General features: G+C 59.2%; 9 protein-coding genes. 7 read left to right on the forward strand and 2 right to left on the reverse strand.

Going from position 1 to position 11,807, the window contains the following annotated elements:
* The first annotated feature begins 80 nt into the window (after window positions 1-80).
* Complete coding sequence (locus IG617_RS20485; RefSeq protein ID WP_192111059.1) at window positions 81-1,259, forward strand: pyridoxal-phosphate-dependent aminotransferase family protein; 1,179 nt, start codon at window positions 81-83, stop codon at window positions 1,257-1,259.
* Here the strand turns inward: IG617_RS20485 and pap are convergent.
* On the reverse strand, window positions 1,256-2,722 hold the full coding sequence (pap, locus tag IG617_RS20490) for a polyphosphate:AMP phosphotransferase (RefSeq protein WP_192111060.1): 1,467 nt from the start codon (window positions 2,720-2,722) through the stop codon (window positions 1,256-1,258). The two genes, IG617_RS20485 and pap, sit on opposite strands and share 4 nt — an antisense overlap.
* Window positions 2,723-3,028: 306 nt before the next feature.
* On the opposite strand from pap, the gene IG617_RS20495 reads away from it, so the two are divergent.
* Window positions 3,029-5,086: a bifunctional DedA family/phosphatase PAP2 family protein gene (locus IG617_RS20495; protein ID WP_192111061.1), complete on the forward strand. Its 2,058-nt coding sequence runs from the start codon at window positions 3,029-3,031 to the stop codon at window positions 5,084-5,086.
* Here IG617_RS20495 and IG617_RS20500 read toward each other — a convergent pair.
* Window positions 5,043-6,134, reverse strand: coding sequence for a DUF1176 domain-containing protein (locus IG617_RS20500; protein WP_192111062.1), 1,092 nt, complete (start codon window positions 6,132-6,134; stop codon window positions 5,043-5,045). The two genes, IG617_RS20495 and IG617_RS20500, sit on opposite strands and share 44 nt — an antisense overlap.
* Window positions 6,135-6,340: 206 nt before the next feature.
* Here IG617_RS20500 and IG617_RS20505 point away from each other — a divergent pair, with 206 nt between their 5' ends.
* From IG617_RS20505 to IG617_RS20525, 5 genes are all read left to right on the forward strand, one after another.
* Window positions 6,341-6,769 carry a YeeE/YedE family protein gene (locus IG617_RS20505; protein WP_192111063.1) on the forward strand — a complete coding sequence of 143 codons (429 nt, stop codon included), beginning with the start codon at window positions 6,341-6,343 and terminating at the stop codon, window positions 6,767-6,769.
* 5 nt (window positions 6,770-6,774) lie between these two features.
* Window positions 6,775-7,224: a DUF6691 family protein gene (locus IG617_RS20510; protein ID WP_192111064.1), complete on the forward strand. Its 450-nt coding sequence runs from the start codon at window positions 6,775-6,777 to the stop codon at window positions 7,222-7,224.
* 109 nt (window positions 7,225-7,333) lie between these two features.
* Window positions 7,334-8,227 carry an MBL fold metallo-hydrolase gene (locus IG617_RS20515; RefSeq protein WP_192111065.1) on the forward strand — a complete coding sequence of 298 codons (894 nt, stop codon included), beginning with the start codon at window positions 7,334-7,336 and terminating at the stop codon, window positions 8,225-8,227.
* 35 nt (window positions 8,228-8,262) lie between these two features.
* Window positions 8,263-9,939 carry a bifunctional protein tyrosine phosphatase family protein/NAD(P)/FAD-dependent oxidoreductase gene (locus IG617_RS20520; RefSeq protein WP_192111066.1) on the forward strand — a complete coding sequence of 559 codons (1,677 nt, stop codon included), beginning with the start codon at window positions 8,263-8,265 and terminating at the stop codon, window positions 9,937-9,939.
* Between the two features lie 82 nt (window positions 9,940-10,021).
* Window positions 10,022-11,806 carry a SulP family inorganic anion transporter gene (locus IG617_RS20525; RefSeq protein WP_192111067.1) on the forward strand — a complete coding sequence of 595 codons (1,785 nt, stop codon included), beginning with the start codon at window positions 10,022-10,024 and terminating at the stop codon, window positions 11,804-11,806.
* Window position 11,807 lies beyond the last annotated feature (1 nt).

An 11,807-nucleotide genomic window follows, 5' to 3' on the forward strand; every position in this document is an offset into this window, starting at 1 on the left:
GGCTTTATCCTCCCCAATGGCTGGCATAAGCTCGCCACCAACAGACACAATATCTCTGACGTTTCTTGGAAAGGCTGCCCATGACATTGCGAAACGGCAAGGAATTCCTGATGATTCCGGGTCCGACCAATGTGCCCGATGAAGTTCTTCGCGCCATGCACCGGCCGGCCGTCGACATCTACGAAGGTCCGTTGATTGAAACAACCGAGCTTTGCATGAGCGGCTTGCGCAAGCTTTTTCGCTCCGAGGGGCAACCCTACATCTATGCGGCCAACGGCCATGGCGCCTGGGACGCCGCGCTCAGCAACACCTTGAACGGGGGCGACAAGGTCCTTGTGCTGGAGTCTGGCCGCTTTGCGCTTGGCTGGGGTGAAGCTGGCGAAATCACTGGCCTGGAAATGGAAGTCTTGAAAGGCGATTGGCGCCTTCCCGTCAATCCTCAGGCCGTAGAAGACAGGTTGCGCGCCGATACGGACGGCGACATCAAGGCTGTTCTTGTCGTTCAGGTGGACACGGCATCCGGCGCCTGGAACGATATTGCCGCCATTCGGCAGGCCATGACCGCGGCCGGCCACGATGCACTGCTCATGGTGGACACAATTGCCTCGCTCGGCTGCATGCCCTTCGAGATGGATGAATGGGGCGTCGATATTGCTCTGACCGGCTCGCAAAAAGGCCTGATGACACCGCCAGGTCTGTCGTTCGTCTTGGCCGGTGAGCGGGCAATCAAGGCGCATGCAACAGCGGATTTGCGAACCAACTACATGGACTGGACCTTCCGCAATGGTCCGGAACACTATGAAAAATACTGCGGCACCCCTCCGGAGCACCTTCTGTTCGCCTTCCGGGCCGCACTCGAATTGATTGAGGCCGAAGGCCTCGAGCAGGTATGGCATCGCCATGCGCTTCTTGCGGAGGCGACGCGAAAAGCCATTGCGGTCTGGGCGGAAGGTGGCGTTCTCGACATGAACATCACTGATCCGAATGGCCGATCAGACAGCGTGACCGTCGTGCGCTTCAAGGGCGCGGACCCCGCTCCCTTGCGCGCTTTCACAAAGGAGGTCTGCGGGGTCACTGTCGGCGGCACCATCGGCGACCTCGCTGGTCAGGGCATCCGCATCGGCCACATGGGACATGTGAATGCGGTCATGGTGCTCGGCACCCTGTCCGCAATCGAGATGGGCCTTGCAAAGCTCGACATCCCGCATGGCAAAGGCGGCGTTCAGGCCGCGATAGACTATCTGGCCGGCGCTCTTTAGAGCTCGGTCTCAAGCCTGTCGCAGATCGTCTGCAGCACCTCGACGCGTGCATGGCGCTTGTCTTCCGAAGAGACGAGCGTCCATGGCGCAAAATGCGTTGATGTCCGGTCGACCATATCGCCCGCCGCAACGGCATATTGGTCCCATTTGAGACGGTTGCGCCAATCCTCATCGGTAATCTTGTGCTGCTTGTAGGCGATTTCCTCGCGCGCCTTGAAACGCCGCAGCTGCTCCTCGGCACTGATCGCCAGCCAAAATTTGCAGACGATGTAGTCCGAGTTTGTCAGTTCTTCCTCGAACTCGTTGATTTCATTGTAGGCCCTCAACCAGTCATCATGGCCGGCAAAGCCCTCGACCCGTTCGACCAAGACGCGTTCGTACCAGGATCGGTCGAAGATCGCGATATGGCCCTGGCGCGGAACACGCCGCCAAAAGCGCCATAGGTAGGGTCTGGCTTTTTCTTCGTCCGTGGGCGCCGAAATCGGATGCACCTTGTAGATCCGCGGATCCAAAGGGCGGATCACCCGCCGGATCGCACCACCTTTGCCCGCGGCATCATTGCCCTGGAAGACGAGGATGAGCCCCTTCTTCGAGAAGGCTTTCGTATCGGAAATAGAGGACAGCCGATCCTGAAGGTCCGTACGCTTCTTCTCATAGTCCGACTTTTTCAACTTCGCGGTCAGATCAATGGCGTCCACCGCAGTTTGCCGCGTCAACCCTCCAACAGCGGGAGGCGCGGCAACGGAGGCCGCCTCGCCGTCTTCCAACTTCAGCCGCATCGCAGCTGCAAGGGTCTGGGCAAGAGCTGCGTCACGAAACTCCGGATCCTGGGACGGGATAACGAACCAGGGCGCGTGCCCTCGGCTTGTCTCGACAATGATCTTCTCGCCGACTTCCGATGCCTTTTCGTGGTTTTTCAAGGCCGCCCAATCGGCCAGCACGTGGCGGGCTGCATGTTTCTTGTCGATTTTCTTCAGACGCCGTTCCTGATCCTCGCGCGGCAGCATGAACCAGAACTTCAGCAGCAAGACGCCCTCATTTGCCAGCATTTCCTCGAAACGCCGGATCTTGCCGAGCTCGTGCTCGAAGCTGTCATCATCAATCTTGTCATAGATGCGATCACGCAGGGCTTTTTGGTACCAGCTTCCAAAAACCACAGCTGTCTGGCCCTTGGCCGGCAGATCACGCCAGAACCGCCAGAGCCTCGGGCGCATGCGCGCTTCGTCCATCGGGTCGCCATAGGCGTTGCAGATCAGATGACGGGCGTCCATCCAGCCGTATAGGCGCGCAACGGCCTCGCCCTTACCGGCGCCATCAAGGCCATCTACCACAATGATCGTGGAAAACGGCTTCTTTTCAATGACTTCCAACTGAGCTGAGAGCAAGGCTTCACGGAGTTCAGGTTCAAGCTTTCGGAAGGTCTTCTTGTCCATCTTTTGAGGCAATCGTGCCGACTCAAACATCTCACCCACTCTCCATTATCCGCGCCTGTCTATTCTCAGATCACGCCGCACCCGCCAATGCAAACGGACATCCCCGGAAATGAAGCTTACGCACCGGAGGTTCCGATTATCAATTCATTCACCATAAGACTGCATTGATTTAGGCCATGGGAAGCTGCTCGAGACCGGTTCCGACACCGGGGCCGTGATTATTGCTCTGTTGAGCGGCGCCCGGGTTGCCTATATGAAGCGCAACAAAGGTTCACAATCGTTGTCCGATCGAGATCGTGTCGCCAGGCCTTCCAAAGAGAGACGAGCGCAAATCCGTTGACTGATCTTCTGGAACAACTCGTCAACTTCATCGGGAACAATCCCTCCCTGGCCGGGGTCATCTGCTTTGCAGCGGCCATGGGCGAAGCGCTTTTCATCATCGGCCTCGTGGTCCCCAGCACGGTTGTTCTCGTCGGTGCCGGGACATTCGTTGGCCTCGGCAAGCTCGACGGCTATTCGATCTTCATCTGGACGACCTGCGGAGCCATAGCGGGCGATGCGATCTCCTACTGGTTCGGATACTTTTACAAGGATCAGGTCAGAAAACTCTGGCCCCTTTCGCGCTACTCCAGCCTGATGGATCGGGGCGAGGCCTTTTTCAAGGAACATGGCGGCAAGAGCGTTTTCATCGGCCGCTTCGTGCCCGGGGTCAAATCCGTGGTTCCAGGCATCGCCGGCATGGTCGGCATGAATGCCACGCGCTTCACGATCATCAATGTGGTATCCGCCTTCGCATGGGCCATCGCTCATCTGGGGCCAGGCATCCTGGCCGGGACCGCTTTGAGTGCCATCGGCGAAGTCAGTGGACGGCTTGCTCTTGTTCTCGGCGGCCTGCTGCTGATCGCCTTCGTCACCATCATGCTTGGACGCTGGCTGATCCTGATTATCCTGCCGCTGTTTCCAAATGCTCACTCGGCCATCGTCGGCTGGTTTGCAAGGCGACCAGACCGGGTGTCGAAATGGATCGCGACGACCTTTGACCCGCAGCACCCACGCTCGGCGGGCATGCTGGTTTCGGCCCTGCTGTTGCTGGTGACCATGCCGCTCTTCTTCTGGTTCATGGGCGAGGTTGCGCCTGGCGAACCCATGGTTCGCGCCGATGTCGCGATCCTGAACATGTTCGAGAGCCTGCGCTCGTCCATCGGCGACCACATCATGGTGGCCATCACCACGCTCGGAGACGGCATCGTTGTCGCGCTGGTCACCATTGCCGTCGCGCTGTATCTGTTTGCGCGCAAGGCGTGGCGCAGGGCAACGGGTTTTGTCATTGCGATGAGCGGGACAGCGATTTTCGTTCCGGTCTTCAAGGCACTGCTGGAGCGCTCGCGTCCAATCGATCTCTATACGGGTGCGGATGCCTTCAGTTTCCCCAGCGGCCACGCAACCCTGAACACCGTGCTCTTCGGAATCTGTGCGGTTCTGATCGCCCATGATCGCAGCCGATGGGCCAAAGCCGGAATTTTCACGATCACAGCCACCTATGTGATCGCAATCGGCTTTTCCCGCGTCTACCTGGGTGCGCACTGGACGTCAGACGTCCTGGCGGGTTTTCTCTTCGGCACCGCCATGGTCGCGGCCTTCGCATTTGTCTTTGGTCCGATCCACAACGAAAAGGTCGGCCGCATGACGCTGGCAGCGATCGTCGTTGGATCCCTCGCGACCTTCGGGAGCTGGCATGCGGTGACAAACATCGACACTGCCATGGCAACCTATGAGCCGCGCAGCGACCGCCAACTGCTGACTTCCAATGAGTGGCTGGCCTTCGGCTGGGCACGCCTGCCGGAAAACCGCATTGAGCTGAACGGAGAGACCAAAGAACCTCTCGTGGTTCAATATGCGGGCGAAACGGCTGGGTTTGCGCAGGCCCTGGCGGAGGACGGCTGGAAGCCCGCACCGAAATGGTCACTCACGACGGCTTCGGGCTTTGTTGTCGGGCAAACACCTGCCGAGAAGCTGCCAGCCCTGCCGCGCACGCAAAACGGCCGGCAGCCTGCGCTGATCCTGATCAAGAACGATGACACGCAAGATCCTCAGAGCAGCCGCTGGATCCTGCGCCTCTGGCCAAGCCACTATCAGGTCCTGCACCAGGGCTCGCTGTTGCCGCTCTATACCGGCAGCGTCCTACACGAGGAAATCCTGCGCCCAATGGGCGAGTTTTCAGGACCCAAGATCGACCGTGAGGAGCCCGCCCTGGCTGACAATCCGGCGTTGCTGGTAGACGGCGCTGCTGCCAGAACCAGAACGGACGGGACAGAGGTCGTGCTTGCTCTCGAGCCTGCTACTGTCCCCGTCAGTAGCTCTGATAAGCCAAGGGCCAATTCTCGGGGGCGGTAGCATTGCCGTCGCAATCATATTTGTCCCGATACTCAAGAAGTTCGAACTCCAGAACTTCTCCAGGACCGTCCGTCAATCGGTGAACCTGATGGACACCGCAGTCCCCGGCACCGCGGCTTAAAGCGGTCATCTTGATGATGCCCTGTCCAGGCAGAACGTCTGCACTCATGGCGGCATAGTTCTGCTGCCCTTCCAGTCCCGGCGGGTTGGGCAGGGTTAGAAGCTCGGCCCAATCGCGCGCCGGGTTCTGGGTCACACCAAAAACGCTCGATCCCTGGTAGGCGCCCATCGTGCAGGGAACCTCCCAAAGCAAATAGTTCTCGTTGACGACATAGCGGGCGCCTGCCCAGGCAAATGAGCCGTCGACGTCGCAGTCGTCGCTGGCATAGTCCCGCATTATTTGGCGCAGAGCCGCCGGCACTTCCGACATGTCAGCCAGCATCCTGGGCGCACCAAAGGGAATTCCCGCCGGACCGGCCCATCCACCGGCCGGAACAGGGGACGGTGCGGGAGCTGCCGCGCTTTCCTCGTCCTCTGCGTTCAGACCAGCGCAGCCAAACGTGCCGCGCGCACGGGCCTGGAACGGAATCTTGCCGGATTGCACCACATAGACCGTGGCCTGATCAATCCGGGTGTGGTTGCCCACATCTTCAGCTTCAAGAACCTCGATGTGCACCCGCGTCTCGCGATCCCGCGTCGCGTAAAGTGAGTTTTTCGCCATGCCGGCGATCCACTCTCCGTCGCGCAGCAGCTCATCCAGCGCAAGGACGTTCTTGCCAACCTCGACCCGTGCGGGTTGAGAGGCGCCGTCAGAGTCAAAAGGCATGTAGAAAAGATAGGCGTATTTGTCGGCGCCCGGATCCCGGTTGTGCTGCCAAAGCGCATAGTGGCAGGAGGCCAAACCGCCCGCGATTTCAAACTCACCAAACAGCTTCAGTGGAATTTTGTAGGCATCATCGTCCGCCGCTGCTGGTGATGACGCACCAGAGGCATAGAGCAGCCCTGCAAAACCCAAAGCGCATGCGGCGCTCTTCCAAAACTCACCCATTTTATAATGTCCCCCTCTGGCCCATCAGAAGAATGTGCAAGTTGGCGCCAAAAATCCAGCCATTCTCGCATCAGCCGATCGAGCTGCCGGCGATCTGCGCATTCCTCCCGACTTTCCGCTACGGTGGGTGCGTGTTTTTATGCCTTGCGCGTTCTGGTCCAATTACTATATTCAATTTATTGAAACTAATGGACGGGTTGGAAAAAATGACCGAATTCACTCCGGTGATGTCGCTTCTGGGCGGCGTTCTCATCGGCATCGCGACGGTGGCCCTGATGGGAATTCATGGCCGGATTGCAGGCATCAACGGCATCGTTGGCGGTCTGCTGACCTCACCAGCCTCCAGTGACTGGTCGTGGCGCGCTGCCTTCATTCTGGGAATGATCGTCTCGCCGATCGCAATCAGCGCCGTAACAGGTGATCTGCCTCAGATCTCCGTTCCCGTTGAGCCCCTCATGCTTGCCGTTGGCGGGTTTCTCGTTGGTATCGGGACATCGCTCGGATCCGGCTGTACCAGCGGCCATGGGGTTTGCGGCATGGCGCGCCTCTCAGCCCGGTCAATCGTCGCCACCTTGACCTTCATGGCAACTGGCCTGTTGACCGTTTATCTCACACGTCATGTGATCGGAGGCTGATCGCCATGCTCAAGACACTCTCCGCATTCGCCATCGGGCTCGTCTTTGGCATCGGGATCATGCTCTCGGGCATGGCAAACCCGGCCAAGGTTCTGAACTTCTTTGACATCTTTGGGACTTGGGATCCCAGCTTGATGTTTGTCATGGGCGGCGCGCTCGTCGTGACCGCCATCGGCTACCGGCTGGTGTTCCGCATGGGCCATCCACTGCTCGCCGACGGCTTTTCGCTGCCAACCCGGAAAGATCTCGATGCGAAACTGATCGGCGGATCCTCCATCTTCGGCATAGGCTGGGGTCTCAGCGGCTTTTGCCCGGGCGGCCTGGTCCCTGCGCTTGGCCTTGGGCGCATGGAACCGGTCATCGCCGCGACAGCCATTGTCGCCGGCATGATCGCTTTCCGGATCGTCAACCGCCTACGCACTGACACTTCGGCAGCCTCCGCGAACCAGGCCTGAAAATGCTTCTTGAGGTCCTGACGACAAAGCCAGGACCTCGAACTATCCAAAACACCGAGACCACTCCGCCTCTCAAGTGCGCTGCTGGTCAGAAAAGGGAGATGACGAAATGACTGCAGCGACCTATCCCGTCGACATGTCCGTAACGCCGAACGTCAAGGCATTCTTCGATTCGGCCACCAATACTATCAGCTATGTGGTGAAGGACCCTGACTCCAAGGCCTGCGCGGTTGTCGACAGTGTCATGGACATCGACTATGCAGCTGGCCGGATCACCTATGATCACGCCGACGCCATAATCGACTACATCAAGCAAAACGGCTTGAAGCTCGAGTGGCTGATCGAAACCCATGTTCATGCTGATCACCTGTCAGCAGCGCCCTACATTCAGAGCAAGCTCGGCGGCAAACTCGGCATTGGCGACAAAATCACCGTCGTTCAGGACACCTTCGGCAAGGTGTTCAACGAAGGCACCGATTTCCAGCGGGACGGCAGCCAGTTCGACCGCCTCTTCCAGGACGGCGACACCTATGAGATTGGCGGCCTCAAGGCGTTCGCCATGTATACGCCTGGCCACACGCCAGCTTGCATGGTGCACGTGATCGGCGACGCGGCCTTTGTCGGCGATACCCTGTTCATGCCGGACGGTGGCTCCGCCCGCGCCGACTTCCCCGGCGGCGACGCTGCAACGCTTTACGATTCCATTCAGAAGGTGTTGAGCCTGCCGGACGGAATGCGCCTGTTCATGTGCCACGACTACGGCCCGAATGGACGTGACATCAAATGGGAAACGACGGTTGGTGAAGAGAAGGCGCACAACATTCATGTTGGCGGCGGCAAGACGAAAGAGGAGTTCGTCAAATTCCGCCAGGAGCGCGATGCCCAGCTCGACATGCCGAAGCTGATCATCCCGTCCCTTCAGGTCAACATGCGCGCGGGCAAACTTCCCAAGGAAGATGAAAGCGGCAAGCGCTTTTTGAAAGTCCCGGTCAACGGCCTCTAAGCGCGAAATAATAAAAGGCTTTCGGGAGGAACCGCATGGAAGCGAAACGGATCACCAAGCACCTTTCGGTCAGCCCGCAGATTGCGGCCACCGACCTGTGGGAAGTTGCCAGTCAGGGCTTCCGCTCTGTCATCTGTAACCGGCCAGACGGAGAAGGCGCCGACCAGCCGACGTTTGAGGAGATCGAGGCTGCCGCGAAGAAAGCCGGCCTTGAAATCCGCTATCTGCCGGTTGTTTCGGGCAAGGTGTCCGACGACGACGCCACCGCGTTCGGTGCGGCTCTGGAAGAACTGCCCAAGCCGGTCTTTGCCTATTGCCGCACCGGAACGCGGTCGGCAACGCTCTGGTCACTTGCACAGGCGGAAACGCGGCCTGTCGCCGACATCCTGGAACGAACGAAAGCAGCCGGATATGACATGGCAGGTGTCGTCAGGCGCATCGCCAATGGCGGCAGAACGCCAACAGAAACAGCCGAAGATGCGCGATTTGATGTGGTGATCGTTGGCGCTGGCGCCGGCGGCATCGCGGTCGCTTCCAGCTTGAAAGCGCGGAAATCAGACCTTGAAATCGCGATCATCGACCCGGCAGACATTCACTACTACCAACCCGGCTGGACCATGGTGGGTGGCGGCGTCTTCAAGGCTGCCGAAACCGCCAAGACAATGGGATCGCTGATACCGTCCGGCGTCCACTGGATCAAGTCGGCTGTCGCCGCATTCGAGCCAAAGGACAATGCGGTGGTCCTGGACGGTTGCCGCGTCGTCAAATACGGGCGCCTGGTCGTTTGCCCGGGCCTCAAGCTTGACTGGCACAAGGTCGAGGGACTGGTCGACACATTGGGCAAGAACGGCGTCACCTCAAACTACCGCTACGACCTTGCGCCCTATACCTGGCACCTGGTCAAAACGCTGAAGACCGGCCGCGCCCTCTTCACGCAACCACCGATGCCGATCAAATGCGCGGGCGCGCCTCAAAAGGCACTCTATCTTTCAGGTGATCACTGGAAGCGGTCGGGTGATCTCGACAAGATCAACATCGAGTTCATGAACGCAGGCGGAGTGCTCTTCGGCGTGAAGGACTATGTCCCTGCGCTGATGGACTACGTCAAACGCTATGATGCAAAGCTGAACTTCTTCCATAATCTCGTTGCCATAGATGGTCCTGCACGAACGGCGACGTTCGAGGTCAAGGAACCCGACCAGAAGGTGCGCCGGATCGACGTCGGTTTCGACATGATCCATGTGACGCCGCCGCAAGTCGCACCGGACTTCATTCGGGTCTCGCCGCTGGCAGATGCCGCTGGCTGGGTGGATGTGGACCAGGCCACGCTGCGCCACAAGAGCCATGACAATATCTGGTCGCTCGGCGATGTCATGAACGCGCCAAACGCCAAGACGGCTGCCGCAGCACGCAAACAGGCACCGGTCGTCGCAGAGAACCTGGTGGCCGACATCGAGGGCCGGAGCGCCCTTGCGCAATATGACGGCTATGGCTCCTGTCCCCTGACCGTGGAGCGCGGCAAGATCGTGCTCGCGGAATTCGGGTATGGCGGCAAACTTCTACCCAGTTTCCCATGCTGGCTGATCGACGGCACCAAGCCAAGCAAGGCTGCCTGGCTTTTGAAGGAGCGCCTGCTGCCGCCGATCTACTGGAAAGCCATGCTGCGCGGCAAGGAATGGATGGCAAAGCCAGAGAAAGTCACCGTCGGCTGACCGATTTCGACGCCACAGAAAGAAACACTTGCGGGCCGGACAACCGGCCCGCAATCATGAGAAAAGCCACACGCAGGGTCCGATGAACCATTTGAAGCGCTATTTTCCGATCCTGACCTGGGGCCGGACCTACGACAAGGAAGCGGCGACAAGCGACCTGGTCGCGGCGATCATCGTGACAATCATGCTCATCCCGCAGTCTCTGGCCTATGCGCTGCTCGCGGGTCTCCCGCCCGAAGTCGGTCTTTATGCCTCAATCCTGCCTCTGGTGGCCTATGCCGTCTTCGGAACCAGCCGGGCTCTGGCGGTCGGGCCCGTCGCCGTTGTCTCTCTCATGACGGCCTCTGCCGTCGGTGAGTTCACTCAGCAGGGAACACCAGAATACCTTGGTGCCGCCATTGTCCTGGCTTTCATTTCCGGTCTGATGCTGATGGCCATGGGCTTTTTCCGGCTAGGCTTTCTTGCAAATCTTCTCAGTCACCCGGTCATCTCGGGCTTCATCACGGCCTCCGGGCTGCTGATCGCCTCAAGCCAGCTGAAACATATCCTTGGCGTCCCTGCCTCCGGCCACAATCTCTACGACATCCTTCTGTCCATCGGTTCGAAGGTCGGCGAAACCAATCTTGTCACGCTTGCCATCGGAGTCACGGCAACCGTCTTCTTGTTCTGGGTCCGCAAGGGTCTGAAAAAGCTGCTCCTCAGTGTCGGCATCAAGCCGTTTCTCGCAGACATCCTGACCAAAGCCGGTCCGGTCGCCGCAGTCGCCGCGACCACTTTGGTCGCCGCCGCGTTTGATCTGGGTTCGAAAGGCGTGCGTCTCGTTGGTGATATTCCCTCCGGTCTGCCGATGCCGCACTTGCCAAGTTTCGACAGCGCGCTCTGGCTTCAGTTGGCGCCTGCCGCCCTTCTGATTTCGGTCATCGGGTTCGTTGAATCCGTTTCGGTGGCCCAAACCCTCGCAGCGAAAAAACGACAGCGCATCGAACCGGATCAGGAGCTGATCGGGCTCGGTGCATCCAATATCGCTTCTGCCATTTCTGGCGGCTATCCGGTTACCGGCGGCTTTGCCCGCTCGGTCGTCAACTTCGATGCAGGCGCTGCAACACCTGCCGCAGGCGCGTTCACCGCTGTCGGCATTGCCGTCGCAACCTTGTTTCTCACGCCGCTTCTGACCAACCTGCCGCAAGCGACCCTCGCCGCAACCATCATTGTTGCCGTGCTCTCTCTGGTGGATCTGGGAGCGATCAAACGCACCTATGCCTACTCCAAGAGCGATTTCGCCGCCATGGCCGCTACGATCCTGATCACGCTGTTCTTCGGCGTCGAGCAGGGTGTTGTGTCGGGCGTGGTGCTTTCGATCGCGCTTTACCTCTATCGCTCGAGCCGTCCGCATATGGCCGTGGTTGGTATTGTTCCTGGAACCGAGCATTTTAGAAATGTTGACCGCCACACCGTGGCGACGGGAGAAAGCGTTCTCACGCTGCGTGTCGACGAAAGCCTGTTCTTCGCAAACAGTCGCTATCTGGAAGACCGAATCTACGCGCTCGTGGCAGACAGGCCGGAAATCCAGCACGTGGTGCTGATGTGCCCTGCGGTCAATGAAATCGATGCAAGCGCGCTCGAGAGCCTTGAAGAGATCAATCATCGCCTGTCAGACAGCGGCGTTTCCTTTCACCTTTCCGAGGTCAAAGGCCCGGTCATGGACCGTCTGCAGAAGACGGATTTCCTCACGCACCTCACAGGCAAGGTGTTCCTCAGTCAGTATGAAGCCCTCTGCGAACTGGATCCGCTAACGGCCCACATCTCGGAATCGCATACACCCAAACGCAATGCGCAGTCTGGAATATGGTCCGGCCCGGAAATCTGAG

It is taken from the genome of Roseibium polysiphoniae, assembly GCF_014842925.1.
Lineage (GTDB): Bacteria > Pseudomonadota > Alphaproteobacteria > Rhizobiales > Stappiaceae > Roseibium > Roseibium polysiphoniae.